Below are 18,574 nucleotides of genomic sequence, written 5' to 3' on the forward strand. Positions count from 1 at the left end.
GACCATGAGGACCACCACCACAGCGAGGGCTCGCCGCCCGGGGGATTGGGGCGAGATGTTGGACCTGGCGATCGACCGCGGCGCGGCCGAACCGCTGTTTCGTCAGCTCCATACGGCGATCCGCGACCTGATCGTGCGGGGCGTGCTGCCCGCCCACACACGCCTGCCGGCCACGCGGCGCCTCGCCACGCGACTGTCGCTGGCTCGCGCATCGGTGGTCGCCGCCTATGAGCAGCTGCTTGCCGAAGGGTTCATCGTCGCCCGTGCCGGGTCCGGCACCTATGTCGCCGAACAGGTGTCGCCCACGCCGCCACCGCCCCGCGGGGAAGCCCCCGCGGCTCAGGTCAGGAGCCCTGCCCTGTCGGCCTATGCGCGGCGGCTCAGCCGCTTCGACTGGCGGCAGGCGAGCTTCGAGGACCTGCCCTTCAATGCCGGCCGGTGCGGGATGGATGCCCGCACGCTGGATGCCTGGCGCCGGTTGACGGTGCAGACCATGCGCGGCTTCGACCGCATGCACCTGGGCTATTCAGACCCGCGCGGCACGCCGGCGCTGCGAGAGGCGGTTGTCGAATACCTGCGCATCGCCCGCGCGGTGCGATGCGAGCCCGACCAGGTGATGATCGTCGGCGGCGCGCATCATGCCATCGACCTGGCACTGCGCATCCTGATCGACCCTGGCGACGCCGCCTGGATCGAGGATCCGGGCTATCCCGGCTTCCACGCCGCCCTGGCCGCCTCCGGCGCGCGTATCGTGCCGGTACCGGCGGATGAGCACGGGCTCTGTGTGTCCCAGGGCATCGCCACGGCTCCGGATGCGAAGCTGGCCTACGTCACGCCATCGAACCAGTTCCCGTTGGGCGGCGTGCTGTCGATGGAGCGCCGGCACCAGCTTCTCGCCTGGGCTCGGCAGACCGGAGCCTGGATCATCGAGGACGATTACGACAGCGAGTTCCGCTACCTGGGCCGCCCGCTCGCCTCTCTGCAGGGCATCGATCCGGACAACCGGGTGATCTATGTCGGCACCTTCAGCAAGGTCCTGCTGCCAGGCCTGCGGATCGGCTACGCGGTCATCCCGCCGGCCCTGCTGGATATCTTCATGCGCGCCCGCTACTTCGCCGACCGCCATCCGCCGACGCCCGAACAGATGACCCTGGCGGCCTTCATCAAGGAAGGCTTCTTCGCCAGCCACATCGCCCGCATGCGGCTGATGTACCGCGACGCCAGGGACGCCCTGGTTTCCGCCATCGACGAGCGCCTGCCGGGCCTCGTCGAGGCCGCCTGCCCGGACCACGGCCTGCAGGTGCTGGCGCGGCTCGACGGTGGACTGAGCGACACCGCGGTGGCCGCAGCGGCGTTGCGGCATCGCATCGTGACCCGGCCGGTCAGCCCGATGTACCTGCGTGCCCCACCCGTCCCGGCCCTGCTGCTGGGCTTCAGCGGCCACCGGCCGGACCGCCTGCGCCGCGCGGTGGACTCACTGGCACTGGTGATCGAATCGGAAGCCGACCGAGCGCCGCGGCGCGACCGGCTGCGGCAATGGGAATCCGACGGCCGGCACCGCGGGGACGAGCCGATGTCAGGCTGACGCCGCGCGGCGGATCGTCCGCCGCAAAGTGGACTGGCCCATCATCCGCAAGTGGTCTTCTTCAGCCGCTCCACCCGCACCCTATGATAGCGGGCAATTGAACCGGAGATCGAAACGGATGGAAGAAGAACCCGACGAGCCCATCGTCACCACGGCCGATTCCTACGAGGTAACGCCACGCAACCGCGTCAGGCGGCGGCCGCAACGCGGCTTCTATGACCGGGAGACGGTGCATGGGATCCTCGATTCCGCTTTTGTCTGCCATATTGCCTATACAATCGACGGGCAGCCGTTCTGCACCCCGACCGGTTTCTGGCGGGAGGGTGAGCACCTGTACTGGCACGGGTCGTCGGCCAGCCGGATGATCCGCAAGCAGGCGGAAGGACTCCAGGTCTGCCTGACGGTGACGCATCTGGATGCGATCGTGCTGGCGCGCTGCGGCTTCAACCACTCGGTGAACTACCGTTCCGTCATGGCCTATGGCCGGACATTTCCGATCACCGACGCGGATCAGAAGCTGAAGCTGATGGACAATTTCCTGAACCGGTATTTTCCGGGCCGGGCGGGGCTGATGCGGCCGGCGACGGCGCAGGAGACGAAGGCGACCACTTTCATCGGCATGGAGATCGAGCAGGCGTCGGCCAAGATCCGTGACGTGCACGTGCACGACGATGAGGAGGATTATGCCGTGCCGGCCTGGACCGCGCTGTATCCGGTGCGGCAGGTGCTGGGTGAGGTTGAGGAGTGCCCACGCCAGCTTCCCGGCGTGACGATGCCCGAAGGCATGCGGCCGTACCGGGCGGGCCGCCGCCTTGATGCGGTGTTCCTCGAAACGATGAAGACGTACGAGAATTGAGACCGCGCGATCGGGCCCCGCCGCTCCACGCGGCTTCGGCCCGATCGCCTGACGCCGTTGCACGACGTATGAACCCGCCCGACCGCCGGGCGGCAGGAGAGTTCCAGACCCGAGCACACCAGTCACACAGATCGGAGACAGCCATGCTGCGACGCCGCACCCTGCTTGCCTCGGCCACCGCTGCCGCCCTGCCGCTGCCATCCCTGGCACGGGGCGACGCGTCGAAGGTGCTGACGTTCACGCCGCAGGCAGGGCTGTCGACGCTGGACCCGATCTGGACCACCGCGGCGATCGTCGGCAACCACGGCTACCTGATATTCGACACGTTGTACGGCATCGACAGCAAGGTGCGGGCGAAACCGCAGATGGCCGCTGGACACACCGTGTCCGATGACGGCCGCACCTGGACCATCCGGCTGCGCGAGGGCCTGAAATTTCATGACAACGAGCCGGTGCGCGCGGTGGACTGCGCCGCCAGCCTGCGGCGCTGGTCGGCCCGCGATCCGTTTGGTCAGACCCTGGCGCAAGCCGTGGATGACTGGGTCGCCACCGATGATCGCACCTTGACGGTGAAACTCAGGACACCTTTCCCGATGCTGCCGGACGCGCTGGCCAGGGCGGCCTCCAACGCGCCGTTCATCATGCCGGAACGGTTGGCGAAGACGGATCCGAACACCCAGGTCAAGGAGATGATCGGGTCCGGACCGTTCCGTTTCCTGGCCGACGAATTCAACCCCGGCAGCAGGTCTGTCTACACCCGGTTCGACGGTTACGTGCCGCGGCAGGAGCCGCCGGAATGGACCTCGGGCGGCAAGGTCGCACATTTCGAACGCGTCGAGTGGCAGACCATTCCGGACGCCGCCACCGCCTCAGCGGCGCTCCAGACCGGCGACGTGGACTGGTGGGAGCAGGTGCAGCCCGACCTGGTGGCACCGTTGCGAAAGATTAACGGCATCGTCGTCGGCCAGGGCGATCCGCTGGGCTACGTCGCGATCATTCGCTTCAATTGCCAGCAGAAACCGTTCGACAATCCCAAGCTCCGCCACGCCGTCATGATGGCGGTCAACCAGGCCGACTACATGGCGCCGGTCACCGGCAACGACCCGTCCGCCTGGCGCGCCTGCCATGCCATGTTTCCCTGCGGCACGCCGCTGGGCGATACGCCGTCACCCGATCCGATGGCGCGCAACGACGTTGTCAGGGCCAAGGCCGCCGTCGAGGCCGCGGGCTATAACGGCGAGAAGATCCTCATCATCAACCCTTCGGACTTCTCCACCATTGAGCCGCTGGGCCAGGTCACGTATGCCACGCTGAAGGAGCTGGGCATGAACGTCGAGCTGGTGGAAACCGACTGGGCGTCCGTCGTGCAGCGCCGCGTCGTGCGGTCACCGGTCGACCAGGGCGGCTGGAGCATCTTTCACACGTGGTGGCTTGGCGTCACCGTGCTGAACCCGGTGACCAACAGCTTCATCCGCGGCCAGGGCGACAAGGGCTGGTTCGGCTGGTACAATAGCCCGCCGGCCGAGGAACTGGTGGCCAGATGGGTCACCGCCCCGACCGAGGCGGAGCGCGCGAGCCTGGCCATGCAGTTGCAGATGAACGCATTCGACAATGCGCCGAGTATCCCGGTCGGCCAGTTCTTCATCCGGACCGCCTGGCGCGACAGCCTGAAAGGCATCGTGGAAGGTCCGGGCGCCTTCTTCTGGAATGTCCGGCGTGTCTGACCCGGCAGTTCCCGCAAGCGCGGAAGACCTGTGCTTCCTGCCCGCCACGGATCTGGCGCCGCTGATCCGCGCGCGGAAACTGTCGCCGGTTGAGGTCGTGCGGACGATTCTGGCCCGCATCGAGGCCTGTGAGCCCCAGGTCAACGCCTTTTCCTACATCGCCGCGGAGGATGCATTGGCGGCCGCCCGCGTGGCCGAGGCCAAGGTGATGGCCGGCGAACCACTCGGCAGGCTGCACGGCGTCACGGTCACCATCAAGGACCTGGCGCCGGTGAATGGGATGCCGACCCAGCGCGGCTCCCGCATCCAGCACAGCCTGGCACCGGTGACCGAGGATGCGCCGCTCGTGGAACGGCTGAAGCAGGCCGGCGCCATCGTGCTGGGAAAGACGACAACGTCGGAGTTCGGCTGGAGCGGCGTCAGCAACTCACCCTTGACCGGCATCACGCATAATCCGTGGCAGCATGGGATGAACGCGGGGGCGTCCTCGGCCGGGGCGGGCGCGGCCGCGGCGGCGGGCTACGGCGCGCTGCATCAAGGTTCGGACGGCGCCGGATCGATTCGAATGCCATCGCATTTCTGCGGCATCTACGGGTTGAAGCCCACCTTCGGCCGTGTCCCCTACGCGCCGCCGGGCAACAACGACCAGATGTCCCATATGGGACCGATGGCCCGCACGGTCGGCGATGCCGCGCTGATGCTGGCGGTGATGGCCGGCCCGCATCCCGGCGATTATACGAGCTGCGAGGCACCGCCGCCGGCCTACACCTCGTTGCTGGAGGCCGGCAGCCTGGCCGGCAAACGCATCGCCTTCAGCCTCGATCTGGGGCACGCCAGGGTCGATCCCGAGGTTGCTGCCCTGGTCCGCGAGGCGGCCGCCGTGTTCGCGTCGGACCTGGGTGCCACGATCGAGGAAACCACGCCCCCCTGGGCCGCCGAGGGACCGGAGCTGATCCGCTTCTTCTGGCCCGCGCACATGGCCGGGTTCGCGCGCTTCCTGCCCGACTGGGAAAGCCGCATGGACCCGGGCCTGGTCGCCTGTGCGAAGCAGGGCGCGCCGCTGACCATGCTGCAATATCAGCAATTCCGCGAACGCAAGATCGCCTGGTCCTGCGCCATCAGCCGCTGGTTCGAGGACTGGGATTTCCTGCTGACCCCCGCCGTGTCGGTCGCCGCCTTCCCGGCGGAGCGGCTGATGCCAGCGGACTGGCCGCAGCATGACTGGGACTGGATTCAGTGGGCGGAGTTCTCCTACCCGTTCAACGCATCCCACAATCCCGCCGCGTCGGTACCCTGCGGCTTCACGCCGGCGGGCCTGCCGGTGGGGTTACAGATTGTCGGCCGCCGGTTCGACGATCTGGGCGTGCTGCAGGCTTCGAGGGCGTTCGAACGGGCGCGCCCGTGGGCGCACCGCCGGCCGGCGCTTGAATATCCATAGCGCTCTGCCGCCAGGATCGTTCCCGTGCCGGGTCGTTTCCGTGGGGATCGCCCCCAAAGGAGGTCGCTCCGCGGTGGTCGTTCCCGCATTGGATTGTTCCCGAGCAAGATCGTTCCCACAGTTTTTCGTTTCTGCTCGGGTCCGCCCCTGTTCCGTCATGGTCGCGCCGCGGACCGCGGCCATGACGAGAAGGCAGCATCCAAAGATCCGCACGCGACGGCCGCGGACCGCGGCGCCGACGTCTATTCCGCGGCGAGATTTGGCGTGAATTCCAGCGGCAGGCCCTTGTGGCCGGTCAACCGCTCACCCTCCTCATACATCTCGAAGGCCCGCTTCTTAAGCGCCGGCAGGACCTCGGCTATCTTGCCCTCATCCAGATCGGCCGCGATGCCGGGATAGCCGGCGCGTTCGATCATCGCGCGCAGGCGGCGATTCTCCAGCTGCTCGAAGGTCCATGCCAGCGGATCGTCGACAACCGTCAGGTCCCAGTTGATCCGGTGGTTCTTGTTGCGCGGACCATAATGATAGTGCGCGCCGTTCCAGAAGCAGTCGAACGCCAGAAGCTCGGTCTCCTCCACATAGGCCTTGCCCTTCGAACCGCCGATATCGGCCAGGACATGCAGGGCCAGGCCGCCATCGCCATTCTTCAGGCGCCGCATCTCCAGGCCGAAGCGGATATTGCCGGCCTCGAACATGTCAGTGCCACGGTTGTGCTTCACCGTGTTGCGCTTGGCGACGAACATGTCCCGCGCGCAGGCCTCGACCTCGGGCAGCAGACGGCGCACCGCATCCATGTCGGTCGACGCGGCGATCGCCGGATAGCCGGCCCGCTCGAGCATCTGCGGCAGCTTCCGGCCCAGAACCCGAATGGTCCAGCCGATCGGGTTGCCGTCGACGATCGGGTCCATCCGGCAATGCACGCCCATCCCGCCGCCGACCCGGCCGGGCGTGCTCAGCTCGGCGTTCTCGGGACCATAGATATAGCTGGGCTCGAGGTCGAAGCAGTTGAACCGCAACAGCACGGCCTCCTTGCCCAGGATCTCGGCCGTCACCTCGATCGAGACGCCCTGGTCGACATGGTCCTCGACATTGCCGTCCCAGAGCTGGTGGCGGACGATGAAGCTGAGCGGCGCGGCGGTAAAGCGTGTTCCCGGTGATTGGGGCATGCGTGAGCGCTCCTCTGTCTGGGTTTTGCACCAGCGTAGGAGAGGATGGACCCCGATCGCAAGACCGGCCCGCCGACCAACCGGTAAACCGAGTTCAGGCGATCGCGCTCTAACCGACGCGGCGGAACTTCCGCAGCGACCGCAGATCATCGGGCCGCGGCTGATCGGGGAAGGTCTGCGGCCAGTTGGTCCAGGAGACTTCGCCGACATAGATGTCACCACGACTGTCGACACACAGACCGTGCGGAGCCATGAACTGGTCAATCCCCAGCCCCGGGCCCAGGCCGCCCAGACGGGAAATCCGCTTGCCGGTGTGATCGACGATCGACACGCGGGGGCCCAGGTTCGGCAGGTTGCGGTTCACCGGCTGCGTCGGTCCCAGCTCGCCTATGTAACAAACAGGACATTTCCCGGCCGGCATGAACAATCCGCATGGCCGGTGCAGGTTGTTCCACTGCGTCTCGTATTTTCCATTGCCGTCGAAAACCTGGACCCGGTGGTTCTCCCGATCCGCGACATAGACCCAGCCATCCGCGTCGCATGTGATGTTGTGGGCAATGTTGAACTCACCCGGATCGGTGCCGGGACCGCCCCAGGACAGCAGCAGCCGGCCGTCCGGCGCGTATCTGTGAACGCGCGAATTGCCGTAGCCGTCCGAGACATAGATGTCCCCGTTCGGCGCCATCGCCGTATGGGTGCAGCGGTGAAACGGCTCCCCGCTCATATACGGCGCGGGTTTGCCGGGCGTGCCCAATGTCAGCAGCACCTTGCCGTCCAGGCTGCATTGCCGCACCGAGTGATCGCCGTCATCGGTCAGCCACAACGTCTCATCCGGCGCCACGTAAACGCCGTGCGCACGGGTGAACAGGCCCTCCCCCCAGGAGCGCACGAAATTGCCGTCGCGGTCGAATACGATCATCGGATGCTCGCCGCGGTTGAAGACGTAGACGTTGTCCTTGCTGTCCACGCCGACGCCGCCGATTTCCTTGAACGACCAGCCGGGCGGAAGTTTCGCCCAACCCTCCACCGGTTCGTATCGATATTCGCCGCTGCCGAGCATGACCATGCGTCTTCTCCCTTGCTTGTACGGGTGCTTGTACGGGAACTGGCACGAGGCGGTGCCAGCGCCAATCCGATGACGGATGCGCGAGGGTTGTGCCCGGAACGGCCTGATCCTTGGTGCCTGATCACCAGCGTCCGTTCCGATTCAGATACGACATCGGTGTGCGCCCAGGTGCTGGAGATGCCACCGTCCATGCAGAAGCGCTGGCCTAAAAAGCATGACAGGGTCAGGTTGACCCTGTGGTGCTTTATCAACTCTTTGATTCAAGGGGCCGATTCGCGGATTCACGAGCACGATTCGCGCCGGCGGCCAGCCACTGCCCATCCCAACCACTGCCCATCCCAGGCACTTCCTATTCGAGCCACTGCCCATCATGGCAGCGCCAATGTCCCCCCGTCGATGGGCAAAGCGTGCCCGGTGATGCCGCGCGAGCCCGGACGCAGCAGCCACACGACCGCGTCGGCGACATCCTCCGGCGTCGCCACATGGCCGGTCGGCACGGTGGATGCCGCCTCGGCGGGCGTGATCCCAAGCTCCGCATAGCGTTGATGCGCCATGGCGGTCTCCACCCAGCCGGGGCACAGCGCATTGACCGTGATGCCACGCGGGGCCGCCGCCAAGGCCAGCGCGCGGGTGAAGCCGATGACGCCGTGCTTGGCCGCGCAATAGGCGGTCTGGTCCGCCACGCCGCGCAGCCCCAGGACCGAGGCGATGGTGACGATCCGGCCGGTGCCGTCCGGCAGCTTCGGCAGCACCGCCTTGCAGGCATGGTAGGTGCCATGAAGGTTGGTATCGATGATGGCGTGCCACAGCGCGTCATCGCCCTCCAACCGGTTGGCCCCCGCCAGGCCGGCGCAGGTTACCAGCGCGTCCACCCGGTCCAATGGCCCAAGCGCCGCCCGGACCGCCGCCGGATCGGTCACGTCACACGCCGTGAAGCGATGCGGATGCGCCGCGACCGGCCTGCGCGCCAGGGTCAGGACCGACCAGCCCTCGGCCGCCAGCCGGTCGGCCACCGCCAGGCCGATACCCCGCGTGCCGCCGGTGACAACCGCCTGGCGCGCCGCCGGTGCCGTCATTGCGCCGTCCCGCCGCCATCCACCGGCAGGATCACGCCGGTGATGAAGGACGCCGCGTCGGATGCGAGGAAGGCCACCGCCATCGCGATCTCCCGCGGGTCGGCGAAGCGGCCAAGCGGCACGCCCCCCTTGTACGCGTCGGCCGAAGACACCGGAAACCGGTCCGGATATCTCGCCGCCAGGTCCCCGATCACCGTCGCCAGCATGGCGGTATCGGTGCTGCCGGGGGCGATGCAGTTCACCCTTATGCCATGCCGCGCCCAGTCGAGCGCAGCGGATCGCGACAGTTGGGCAATGGCGGCCTTCGACGCACCGTAGGCGGCGCTCACCTGCTTGCCGATCAGGGCCTGGTCGGAGGCAATGTTGACGATCGCCCCCCTGCCCCTTGCCACCATCCCCGGCAGCACCGCACGCATCAGCGCGTAGGCGGCGAGGAAATTCACCCGGAACACGCGCTCGACCTCGGCCAGTGATGTTTCCAGCACCGATCCCAGGACGGTGACGCCGGCATTGTTGACCAGGATATCGGCCGGGCCCCGCGTCTCGATCACCGCCGCCAGGCGGGCTTCCAGCGTGTCGGTGTCGGACAGGTCGAAATCCGGCAGGTCCAGACCGATCACCTCGGCACCATCCTCCGCCAGAACCGACGCGATGGCGCCGCCAATGCCGCCGCGATGCCCGGTGACGATGGCGCGCCGTCCCGCCAGGCCAAAACCGATGCTGCCTGCCATCTTGCCTCCTGGTTCATTGCTGCCATTCTCGGCGCGATCGATCACAAACGGGAATGTCCGATGCGCCGCCTCGCCGCGATGCTGATCCTGCTGCTGGCCCCTTTCGCCGCGCAGGCCAATGACAAGATCACCTTCGGGCTGGATTGGAAAGCCGAGGCCGAATATGGCGGCTACTATCAGGCGCTGGCCACCGGGCTATATCAGAAGGCCGGTCTCGACGTCACAATCCGCCAGGGCGGCCCGCAGGTGAACCACACGCAGCTTCTGCTGGCGGGGCGGCTGGACTTCAATATCACCGGCAACTCCTTTCTGGCGCTGAACTTCGTGAAGGAAAACATTCCGTTCCGGGCGGTGGCAGCGATGTTCCAGAAAGACCCGGCGGTGCTGATCGCTCATCCGGGCCAGGGCAATGACAGCTTTACGGCACTGAAGGGCAAGCCCATCATGATCAGCGGCGACACGCGCGTCGGCTGGTGGAACTTCCTGAAGGCGAAATTCGGCTATACCGACAGCCAGATCCGGCCCTACACATTCAATCTGGCGCCGTTCCTGGCGGATCCGAAGGCGGTGCAGCAGGGCTATTTGGGGTCGGAGCCGTTCTCCATCCAGCAGGCCACCGGGCAGCAACCGGTTGTGCTGCTGGTCGCGGATGGCGGGTTCAAGGGCTACTCCAGCCTGATCGCCACCTCCGACAAGTTGATCAAGGACAAGCCGGACCTGGTGCAGCGCTTCATCGACGCGTCGATCCTCGGCTGGGTGTCCTATCTGAACGGCGATCCGGCCCCTGGAAACGCTCTGATCCTCAAGGAGAATCCGGAGATGACGCAGGCGCTGCTCGATTACGGCCGCACCGCGCTGAAGACCAACGGCATCCTTGAATCGGGCGACGCGGCGAAGCTGGGGATCGGCGCCATGACGGATGAGCGCTGGGCGGCGTTCTACAGGACGACCGTGGAATGGGGCCTGTATCCCAAGGACATGGATGTCACCAAGGCCTATACGTTGCAATTTGTTAACAGAAAGGTCGGCCTGCAACCCTGACGCATCCGTGCTGAGCATCTGCCAGGTCGGACGCCGTTTCCCGAACGGGACCGAGGCGTTACGCGACGCCACCCTGCGGCTGAACAAGGCCGATTTCATCGCGCTGCTGGGTCCGTCCGGTTGCGGCAAATCGACCCTGCTGCGGCTGATCGCCGGCCTGGACCAGCCCGATGGCGGCCACCTGGCGTGGGATGATCGGGCACCCATGGCCGGCGATATCGGGTTCGTGTTCCAGGACGCCACCCTGCTGCCCTGGGCCACCGCCGAGGACAATGTCTTCCTGCCGCTGCGCCTGCGCGGCCAGTCCCGCGGCGAGGCGATGCCATTGGTGCACCAGGCGCTGGCACGCGTGGGCCTGCAGGGCTTCGAGCGTTCGCATCCGCGCCAGCTCTCTGGCGGTATGCGCATGCGGGTGTCGATCGCCAGGGCGCTGGTGACCCGGCCGCGCCTGTTGCTGATGGATGAGCCGTTCGCCGCGCTGGACGAGTTCACCCGCAACCGGCTGCAGGAGGATCTCCGCCTTCTGTGGCGATCGGCCGGCTGCACCGTCGTGTTCGTGACCCACTCGATCTATGAGGCGGCCTTCCTCGCCCGCCGCATCGTGCTGATGACACCCCGCCCCGGCCGTATCGAGCGGGAGATCGATTCGACGCTGGAGGACGGGCCGCAACGGCGGCTGTCAGCCGAGTACGCCGCACTGGTCGCCGATATCAGCCGGACCATGGCCGAGGCGCTGCGGTGAGATATGCACCGGCCCTGTTCGGCCTGCTGGCCCTCGCATTGTGGCAGGGCGCGGTCGGCCTGTTCGGCGTGCCGGTCTATCAACTCCCCGGTCCGATCGCCATCATCGGCGCCTTTGCCGCCGATCCGTTGGGTCTGCTCGGATCGTTGGCGTCCACCCTGCTGGTGACCTTTGCCGCGCTGGGCGTGGCGGCGGTGCTGGGCGTGGCGATGGCGGTCGCGATGTCCGCCAGCCGCCTGGCGCAGGCGGCGATCCAGCCCTGGGCCGTGGCCATGCAGGTGACGCCGCTGCCCGCCATCGCGCCGCTCATCATCATCTGGGTCGGCGATCCCTTCTCCGCGCTGGTGGTCTGCGCCACCATCGTCGCGTTCTTCCCGCTGTTCGCCAACACGGCAACCGGCCTTGCCTCGCCGCCCGCGGAGCTGAACGACCTGTTCCAGCTCTATGGAGCCGGGCGGTGGCAGACGCTGCGCCTGCTGCGCCTGCCTGCCGCGCTGCCGTATTTCCTGACCGGGCTGCGCATTTCCGGCGGGCTGGCGCTGGTTGGCGCGGTGGTGGCCGAGTTGGTGGCGGGATCGGGCGGCTTCGCCTCCGGATTAGCCTACCGTATCCTGGAAGCCAGCTTCCGGCTGGAGATGCCGCGCATGTTCGCCGCCCTGGTGCTGCTGGCGCTGGCCGGGATCGTGATGAATTTCGGACTGGGCGCGATCGGCCATGCGATCCTGCGCCGGCGAGGAGAAGCATGAGCCGCCTGCTGATTTTCGGCCTCGGCTATAGCGGCACGGCGATCGCTCGGAACGCCGCGGCGGCGGGGTTTTCCGTCACGGCAACATCGCGTTCCGGGACGCCCGGCACGATCCCGTTCGAGGCCGCCGACACCGCGATCGTCGAGGCCACGCACCTGCTGACCACGGCAGGCCCGCAGGACGGGGTCGATCCGGTGCTGGCCCGCTATCGCGACCGGATCGAAGCAGCGCCGGCGCTGCGCTGGATCGGCTACTTGTCCACCACCGCGGTCTACGGCAATCGCGACGGCGGCTGGATCACGGAGGACACGCCCCCCGCCCCTACCCAGACCCGCGGCGTGATCCGCGCGACGATCGAAGCGGAGTGGGCGGCGTTCGCCGATCGCCACGCGGTGGATTTGTTCCGGCTGGCGGGAATTTACGGCGCCGGCCGCTCCGCGCTGGATGACATCAAGGCGGGCAGGGCGCGGCGGATCATCAAGCCTGGACATGCGTTCGGGCGCATCCATCGCGATGACATCGCCCGGGCCGTTGTTGCGGCGATGCGTCAGGATGCGCCGCCCGGCCGTCGTGTGTTCAACCTGTCCGACGATGAACCGGCCGAACCCGCCCGCGTGGTGGAGGAAGCCGCCGCGCTGCTGGGCGTACCACCGGCAACCGCCTTCCCCTTCGCCGAGATCGAGGCCGGCATGAGCCCGATGGCGCGCAGCTTCTGGATGGAAAACCGCAAGGTCGCCAACGCGAAGACCAAGGCGACGCTGGGAATATCCTGGCTGTATCCGACCTATCGCGAGGGGCTACGCGCCATCCTGGCCGAGCAGGCCGAGCAGGGTCGTTCGTAGCAGCGCGAGATCGGATGGCCGGGACAGCCGATGGTCGCCGTCCTTCACCAGGATCACGCGCACATCCGCCGTCTCCGCCTGCTCCGCGATACGCAATGCCAGTTCCCAAGGCACGTCCGGGTCCGCCTGGCCGTGCAGCAGGCGCATGGGGCAACGGATCGGCATGGCGCCCGTCAGAACGTGATGACGCGCGCCGTCCTCGATCAGCTTCATCGTGATCGGCGTCGGATCGCCATACTGGCTAGGTACATGCAGCACGCCATCGCGGCGAAGTGTGGCTTGCTCCGCTGGCGTCATCGAATCCCACATCAGGCGCTGGGTGAAATCCGGCGCGGCGGCGATGCCGATCAGGCCGGTCACGCGTGCGGGGCGTGCCAGCGCCGTCAACAGCGCGATCCAGCCCCCCATGGAGGAGCCGATCAGGATCAGCGGGCCGGCTGTCAGCGCGTCGATCGCCGCCAGCGCGTCGGCTGCCCAGGTCCCGATGGTACCCTGAAGGAAATCGCCGCTGCTGGCACCATGGCCGGAGTAATCGAAGCGCAGCATGGCTTGGCCTCGGGCCGCGCAGAATGCCGCCAGGGCGGTAGCCTTGTCGCCGCTCATGTCGCTGCGGAAACCGGGCAGGAAGACGACCGTGGGGCCGGTGCCTTCCAGCTTGATCCACGCGAGGTGGGTGCCATTGCCGCGATCCAGGCGGCCTTGCGTCTCTTGCATCTGGGTCGGAGTCCCGGAAAACAGCCCGTTCAGGATGGAGGGCCTGCCGCCGGCCAGCGGGGACGGTGGCGCGGCAAACCCCGGTGCCACTGTCGACGATATCCGCCTGCGGTGCCACCGCCAACCGGAGGCCGTCGCGATCCCGCGCCGTCGCGTTCCCGCCATGCCGTATGGCCCGTCCCGGCGTCTTCAATCCATGTTACCTTGCCGCGATGCCAGATCCGGCCGAGTCGCCCGTCATTCTTCAGGTGTTGCCGTCGCTGGTGACCGGCGGAGTGGAGCGCGGCACCGTGGAGATCACCCAGGCCATCGCAGAGGCCGAGGGCGTCGCGCTGGTGGCCAGCGCCGGCGGCCCCATGGTGCGGCTGGTCGAGCGGGCGGGCGGTACGCATCTGACGCTGCCACTGGCCAGCAAAACCCCCTGGCGCATCTGGCGCAACGCCGGCCTGCTGGAGCAGATCATCCGCGAGCACCGCGTGTCGCTGGTGCATGCCCGGTCACGGGCGCCGGCCTGGTCGGCCTGGCTGGCCAGTCAGCGGACCGGGGTACCTTTCGTCACCACGTATCATGGGACCTATAGCGAGGATCTGCCGTTCAAGCGGGCTTATAATGCCGTCATGGCGCGCAGCCAGATCGTGATCGCCGCCAGCCGCTTCATCGCCGACCTTGTGATGCGGCAACATGGCGTGCCGGAGCAGCGAATCCGCGTGATCCCACGCGGCGTGGACCCGGCCCTGTTCGACCCGGCGGCGGTCAGCGGGTCGCGCATCGCCAGGCTGGCCGAAGCCTGGTCCCTGCCGCACGATGCCCACGTGGTCATGCTGCCCGGTCGGCTGACCGCCTGGAAGGGCCATGGCGTCCTGCTGGATGCCGTCGCGCGCCTCGGCAGGCGCAACGTGATGGCGGTGCTGGTGGGCAGTCATCAGGGCCGGCACCGTTACGCCGAGGCGTTGCAGCGGCAGGCTGCGACGCTGGGCATCGCAGAGCAGCTCCGTCTGGTCGGCCAGTGCGACGACATGCCCGCGGCGCTGATGCTGGCCGATGTCGTGGTGCACGCCTCGACCCAGCCGGAAGCCTTCGGCCGCGTGGTGATCGAGGCGCAGGCAATGGCACGGCCGGTGATTGCCGCCGACCTCGGCGGCCCGGTCGAGACGGTGCGGCATGGGGAAACCGGTTGGCGCGTGCCTCCGGGCGACGCCGAAGCATTGGCGGGGATGCTGGCCCACGCGCTGGACCTCGATCCGGAAGTCCGTGCCGCGCTGGGCGCCCGGGCACGCGCCTCCGTGCCGACGGTGAGGGCCATGCAGGAGGCGACGCTGGACGTCTATGAGGCGGTGCTGACGCCCGGGGAGGCGGTGCTGACGCCCGAGCAGCCCTGATCCGCCGACCGCCGGCGTCCCAAGGCATCGCATCAAGGCCCATGGCGGGAAACCCCGCCTTATGGCATCGTCGCCGCAGGCCAAACCCCCGTCGTCCGAGGATCGGCGTGAACGCAGTCGATGTGATGATCGATCCCGACTTGTATCCACAAGCCGTCCGACGAGACGGCAGGCGATCGGGTGCAATCATCCTATAGAAGACAACCGTACGACGAACCGTGCAACGAGCCGAGTCCGGAGCCGCCAATCGCATGTCGCGTGAGACCGATGCCCTCGCCCAGATCCATCGCCAGGTCATGTGGAACCGCCTGATCGCGGTGGTGGAGGAGCAGGCGCAGATCATGATCCGCACCGCCTTCTCCACCACCGTGCGCGAGGCCGGGGACCTGTCCGCCGGCATCTTCGACCTGCAGGGGCGGATGATGGCGCAGGCGGTGACCGGCACGCCGGGTCATGTCAATTCGATGGCGGAATCGGTCGGCCACTTCCTGAAGAAATTCCCCGCCGAGACCATGCGGCCCGGCGATCATTACATTACCAATGATCCCTGGCTGGGCACCGGCCACCTGCACGACCTGACCGTCGTGACGCCGGCCTTCCATCGCGGCGAGATCGTCGGCCTGTTCGCCAACACCGCCCATGTCATCGACATCGGCGGCCTCGGCATGGGCCCCGAGGCACGATCGGTGTTCGAGGAAGGCATGTACATCCCGATCGTCAAATGCTTCGACCAGGGCCGGGCCAACGAGACCTTCTTCGACTTCATCCGAGCCGGTTCCCGCCTGCCGGTGGAGCTGGAGGGCGACATCTATTCGCTGTGCGCCTGCAACGATGCCGGTGTCCGCCGGCTGCGGGAGATGATGGACGAGTTCGAGATGGACGGTCTGGACGAGCTGGCCGGCTTCATCTTCGACAGCTCCCGCCGCGCGACGGTCGCCGAGATCGCCAGGCTGCCGGCCGGCACCTACAGCAACGACATCTTCTCCGACGGGTATGAGGAACCGGTCCGCCTCGCCGCCGCCATGACGATCGGCGGCGATACGATCGAGGTGGATTTCACCGGCACGTCCGGCCTGTCGTCGCGCGGCATCAACGTCCCGGCGGCCTATTGCCGCGCTTATTCCTGCTTCGGGATCAAATGCGTGGTGGCGCCGGACATTCCGAACAACTGGGCGTCCTTGGCGCCGTTCCGGATGAAGATCCCGGAAGGCTGCATCCTGAACGCCCCGCGTCCCTACCCGGTCTCGGTGCGCCATGTCATCGGTCACCTGCTGCCCGACCTGATGATGGGCTGCCTGCACCAGGTAGTGCCGGAACGCGTGACGGCCGAGGGTGCCTCCGCGCTGTGGAACCCGCCGTTGCGCGGCGGCAGCGGCGTGTCGGGCCAGGGAAGCGGCAACCGGCCGGTGATCGACGATTTCGAGATCATCACCTTCAACTCCGGCGGCACCGGCGCCCGGCCGACCAGTGACGGGCTGAACGCCACGGCCTTCCCCTCCGGCGTGCGGACCATGCCGGTGGAGGCGACCGAGAACGTTGCCCCGATCGTGATCTGGCGGAAGGAGCTGAAGCCGGATTCAGGGGGCGCCGGCCGCACCCGCGGCGGCGTCGGACAGGTGATGGAAATCGCCACCAAGGGCGACCTGGAGTTCGCGGTGAATGCGAGCTTCGACCGCATCGGTCACGCCCCGCGCGGGCGGGAGGGCGGGCTGGATGGCGCGAAGGGCCGTGTCGCCCACAAATCCGGCACGGTCCTGCGGGTCAAGGGCCTGCAAGTGATCCCCGATGGCGAGCGGCTTATCCTGGAACTGCCCGGCGGCGCCGGCATGGGCAACCCGACGGACCGCGATCCGGACCTGGTCGCCCGCGACGTCCGCGACGGCCTTGTGTCCCGCGACAACGCCAGGACGCTCTATAAGGTCGCCGTCAATGCCGAGGGTGTGGCGGATCCCGAGGAGACCGCTCGCTTGCGTGCCTGATCCCTCGTGTTAGTCTCTCATTACCGAATGGTAAGCCGAAAACGGCACACACCCTGAAGGTGGGAGACTTCCATGACTGATGCCGTCCAGCGGTCGGCGCTGCGCAAGGTTTATATGCGCCTGTTGCCGATCGCGCTGCTGACCTATTTCCTGTGTTACATCGACCGGATCAATGTCGGCTTCGCCGCGCTGACAATGCGCGGCGACCTGCAGATGAGCGCGGCGGATTTTGGTTTCTCGGTCGGAACCTTCTACTGGGGCTACTTCCTGTTCGAGGTCCCCAGCAACATCGTCATGGAAAAGGTCGGCGCCCGCCTGTGGATCGCGCGGATCATGATCACCTGGGGCATCCTGTCCGGCCTGACCGCCTTCGTCGCCGGCCCTACCAGCTTCGCGGTCGTGCGCTTCTTTCTCGGCGTCGCCGAGGCCGGCTTCTTCCCCGGCCTGGTATTGTATTTCACGTACTGGTTTCCGCACTACCACCACGCACGCATCATGTCGGGCTTCCTCGTCGGCCTGCCGGTCGCGGTCGCGCTGGGGGCGCCGGTCTCCACCGCGCTGCTGTCGCTGGACGGCCTGCTCGGCCTACGCGGCTGGCAGCACATGTTCATCTTCGAGGCTGTGCCGACCATCCTGATCGGCATCGTCGTCCTGCTGGTGCTGGTGGACAAGCCCGCGCAGGCGAAATGGCTGACGGAGCCCGAGCGGACCTGGCTCGTCGGCACCATCGAGCGGGAGCGCGTGTCCAAGGACTCGGTGAAGAAGTTCGGTATGTGGCAGGCGATGTTCGACTGGAAGGTGCTGCTGCTGTCGCTGAACTACCTGGGCATCGTCACCGCCAGCCTGGGACAGCTGATCTTCATTCCGCAGATCATCAAGTCGCTGGGTGTTACCAGCAACATGGCGGTCGGCTGGCTGACGATGATCCCCTATATCGCCGCCACCTTCTCGCTGCTGGGCTGGGCCTGGCTGTCGGACCGGTTGAATGAGCGGCGCTGGTGCCTGTTCTGGACCTGCATGCTGTCCACCGCCGGCCTGGTCCTGGCAGGACTGACGATGGGCACCTGGTGGGCCCTGGTCGGCATGACGATCGCGGCGATGGGCTTCTACGGCACGAAGGGACCGTTCTGGGCGATGCCGCCGATGTTCCTGACCGGCACGGCCGCCGCGGCAACGATCGCGTGGATCAACTCGATCGGCAACCTGGGGGGCTTCTTCGGTCCCTGGTATGTCGGCGTGATGAAGGATCTGACCGGCAGCTTCTCGGGCGGATTATACGGACTGGCCATCTTCGGCTTCATCTCCGCGGCCGTGTGCGCCTTCTTCCTCGATATCCAGAACAACGCCGTGGACCGGATTCCCGACGCCGCGGAATCCCAAGCGAACTGACCCGGTTCAGATCGGGCGGGTCCGGACTGGGATTTTATCGGACTGGCTGCTGCCGGGCTGGCGCACTCCTGGCCCCTTGCCGAACCCGGCTCTTTTGCAC

At 67.2% G+C, this 18,574-nt stretch carries 16 protein-coding genes; 11 read left to right on the forward strand and 5 right to left on the reverse strand.

The window, feature by feature from the left end; all coding sequences use genetic code 11:
• Positions 1–55 precede the first annotated feature (55 nt).
• The 4 genes from VHC04_RS05610 (at position 56) to VHC04_RS05625 (ending at position 5,603) form a co-directional block, all read left to right on the forward strand.
• The gene (locus VHC04_RS05610) at positions 56–1,585 is read left to right on the forward strand and encodes a PLP-dependent aminotransferase family protein (RefSeq protein WP_325678869.1); all 1,530 of its coding nucleotides are present in this window, start codon (positions 56–58) and stop codon (positions 1,583–1,585) included.
• Between the two features lie 118 nt (positions 1,586–1,703).
• On the forward strand, positions 1,704–2,441 hold the full coding sequence (locus tag VHC04_RS05615; protein ID WP_325678871.1) for a pyridoxamine 5'-phosphate oxidase family protein: 738 nt from the start codon (positions 1,704–1,706) through the stop codon (positions 2,439–2,441).
• A 143-nt stretch (positions 2,442–2,584) separates the two neighbouring features.
• Positions 2,585–4,165, forward strand: a complete 1,581-nt coding sequence (locus VHC04_RS05620; protein WP_325678873.1) for an ABC transporter substrate-binding protein — start codon at positions 2,585–2,587, stop codon at positions 4,163–4,165.
• Positions 4,158–5,603 carry an amidase family protein gene (locus tag VHC04_RS05625; protein WP_325678875.1) on the forward strand — a complete coding sequence of 482 codons (1,446 nt, stop codon included), beginning with the start codon at positions 4,158–4,160 and terminating at the stop codon, positions 5,601–5,603. Before VHC04_RS05620 ends, VHC04_RS05625 begins: the two co-directional genes overlap by 8 nt.
• A 242-nt stretch (positions 5,604–5,845) precedes the next feature.
• Here the strand turns inward: VHC04_RS05625 and VHC04_RS05630 are convergent, their stop codons facing one another.
• The 4 genes from VHC04_RS05630 to VHC04_RS05645 form a co-directional block, all read right to left on the reverse strand.
• Positions 5,846–6,769, reverse strand: coding sequence for a DUF7700 domain-containing protein (locus tag VHC04_RS05630; RefSeq protein WP_325678877.1), 924 nt, complete (start codon positions 6,767–6,769; stop codon positions 5,846–5,848).
• A gap of 109 nt (positions 6,770–6,878) precedes the next feature.
• Positions 6,879–7,835 (reverse strand): peptidyl-alpha-hydroxyglycine alpha-amidating lyase family protein, encoded by a 957-nt coding sequence (locus VHC04_RS05635; RefSeq protein ID WP_325678879.1) that lies wholly within the window; start codon positions 7,833–7,835, stop codon positions 6,879–6,881.
• A 368-nt stretch (positions 7,836–8,203) separates the two neighbouring features.
• Positions 8,204–8,911, reverse strand: a complete 708-nt coding sequence (locus VHC04_RS05640; RefSeq protein WP_325678881.1) for an SDR family NAD(P)-dependent oxidoreductase — start codon at positions 8,909–8,911, stop codon at positions 8,204–8,206.
• Entirely contained in the window at positions 8,908–9,642 is a 735-nt protein-coding gene (locus tag VHC04_RS05645) for an SDR family NAD(P)-dependent oxidoreductase (protein WP_325678883.1), read from the reverse strand. The genes VHC04_RS05640 and VHC04_RS05645 overlap by 4 nt, the downstream gene beginning before the upstream one ends.
• Before the next feature lie 60 nt (positions 9,643–9,702).
• On the opposite strand from VHC04_RS05645, the gene VHC04_RS05650 reads away from it, so the two are divergent.
• Genes VHC04_RS05650 through VHC04_RS05665 form a run of 4 tightly spaced genes read left to right on the forward strand, consistent with a single transcriptional unit; the run spans position 9,703 to position 13,013 of the window.
• Positions 9,703–10,683 (forward strand): ABC transporter substrate-binding protein, encoded by a 981-nt coding sequence (locus tag VHC04_RS05650; RefSeq protein ID WP_325678886.1) that lies wholly within the window; start codon positions 9,703–9,705, stop codon positions 10,681–10,683.
• A 7-nt stretch (positions 10,684–10,690) separates the two neighbouring features.
• The gene (locus VHC04_RS05655) at positions 10,691–11,425 is read left to right on the forward strand and encodes an ABC transporter ATP-binding protein (protein WP_325678887.1); all 735 of its coding nucleotides are present in this window, start codon (positions 10,691–10,693) and stop codon (positions 11,423–11,425) included.
• Positions 11,422–12,171, forward strand: coding sequence for an ABC transporter permease (locus tag VHC04_RS05660; RefSeq protein ID WP_325678889.1), 750 nt, complete (start codon positions 11,422–11,424; stop codon positions 12,169–12,171). Before VHC04_RS05655 ends, VHC04_RS05660 begins: the two co-directional genes overlap by 4 nt.
• Complete coding sequence (locus VHC04_RS05665; RefSeq protein ID WP_325678891.1) at positions 12,168–13,013, forward strand: SDR family NAD(P)-dependent oxidoreductase; 846 nt, start codon at positions 12,168–12,170, stop codon at positions 13,011–13,013. Before VHC04_RS05660 ends, VHC04_RS05665 begins: the two co-directional genes overlap by 4 nt.
• On the opposite strand, the gene VHC04_RS05670 is transcribed toward VHC04_RS05665, so the two are convergent.
• Positions 12,969–13,727: an alpha/beta hydrolase gene (locus tag VHC04_RS05670; protein ID WP_325678893.1), complete on the reverse strand. Its 759-nt coding sequence runs from the start codon at positions 13,725–13,727 to the stop codon at positions 12,969–12,971. The two genes, VHC04_RS05665 and VHC04_RS05670, sit on opposite strands and share 45 nt — an antisense overlap.
• Before the next feature lie 212 nt (positions 13,728–13,939).
• On the opposite strand from VHC04_RS05670, the gene VHC04_RS05675 reads away from it, so the two are divergent.
• The 3 genes from VHC04_RS05675 (at position 13,940) to VHC04_RS05685 (ending at position 18,474) form a co-directional block, all read left to right on the forward strand.
• Positions 13,940–15,106, forward strand: coding sequence for a glycosyltransferase family 4 protein (locus tag VHC04_RS05675; protein ID WP_325678895.1), 1,167 nt, complete (start codon positions 13,940–13,942; stop codon positions 15,104–15,106).
• Between the two features lie 251 nt (positions 15,107–15,357).
• On the forward strand, positions 15,358–17,085 hold the full coding sequence (locus VHC04_RS05680; RefSeq protein WP_325678897.1) for a hydantoinase B/oxoprolinase family protein: 1,728 nt from the start codon (positions 15,358–15,360) through the stop codon (positions 17,083–17,085).
• Positions 17,086–17,157: 72 nt separating this feature from the next.
• Complete coding sequence (locus tag VHC04_RS05685; RefSeq protein ID WP_325678899.1) at positions 17,158–18,474, forward strand: MFS transporter; 1,317 nt, start codon at positions 17,158–17,160, stop codon at positions 18,472–18,474.
• The last annotated feature ends 100 nt before the right edge of the window (positions 18,475–18,574 follow it).

Origin of the sequence: Rhodopila sp., assembly GCF_035548095.1 — a bacterium.
Lineage (GTDB): Bacteria > Pseudomonadota > Alphaproteobacteria > Acetobacterales > Acetobacteraceae > Rhodopila.

What these genes read in the sequence shown, in the direction of transcription:
- VHC04_RS05640 (WP_325678881.1), bottom strand. Translation starts at nt 8,911, where the DNA reads ATGACGGCACCGGCGGCGCGCCAGGCGGTTGTCACCGGCGGCACGCGG.
- VHC04_RS05645 (WP_325678883.1), bottom strand. Translation starts at nt 9,642, where the DNA reads ATGGCAGGCAGCATCGGTTTTGGCCTGGCGGGACGGCGCGCCATCGTC.
- VHC04_RS05670 (WP_325678893.1), bottom strand. Translation starts at nt 13,727, where the DNA reads ATGCAAGAGACGCAAGGCCGCCTGGATCGCGGCAATGGCACCCACCTC.
- VHC04_RS05650 (WP_325678886.1), top strand. Translation starts at nt 9,703, where the DNA reads ATGCGCCGCCTCGCCGCGATGCTGATCCTGCTGCTGGCCCCTTTCGCC.
- VHC04_RS05630 (WP_325678877.1), bottom strand. Translation starts at nt 6,769, where the DNA reads ATGCCCCAATCACCGGGAACACGCTTTACCGCCGCGCCGCTCAGCTTC.
- VHC04_RS05665 (WP_325678891.1), top strand. Translation starts at nt 12,168, where the DNA reads ATGAGCCGCCTGCTGATTTTCGGCCTCGGCTATAGCGGCACGGCGATC.
- VHC04_RS05620 (WP_325678873.1), top strand. Translation starts at nt 2,585, where the DNA reads ATGCTGCGACGCCGCACCCTGCTTGCCTCGGCCACCGCTGCCGCCCTG.
- VHC04_RS05680 (WP_325678897.1), top strand. Translation starts at nt 15,358, where the DNA reads ATGTCGCGTGAGACCGATGCCCTCGCCCAGATCCATCGCCAGGTCATG.
- VHC04_RS05615 (WP_325678871.1), top strand. Translation starts at nt 1,704, where the DNA reads ATGGAAGAAGAACCCGACGAGCCCATCGTCACCACGGCCGATTCCTAC.
- VHC04_RS05610 (WP_325678869.1), top strand. Translation starts at nt 56, where the DNA reads ATGTTGGACCTGGCGATCGACCGCGGCGCGGCCGAACCGCTGTTTCGT.
- VHC04_RS05685 (WP_325678899.1), top strand. Translation starts at nt 17,158, where the DNA reads ATGACTGATGCCGTCCAGCGGTCGGCGCTGCGCAAGGTTTATATGCGC.
- VHC04_RS05635 (WP_325678879.1), bottom strand. Translation starts at nt 7,835, where the DNA reads ATGGTCATGCTCGGCAGCGGCGAATATCGATACGAACCGGTGGAGGGT.
- VHC04_RS05675 (WP_325678895.1), top strand. Translation starts at nt 13,940, where the DNA reads ATGCCAGATCCGGCCGAGTCGCCCGTCATTCTTCAGGTGTTGCCGTCG.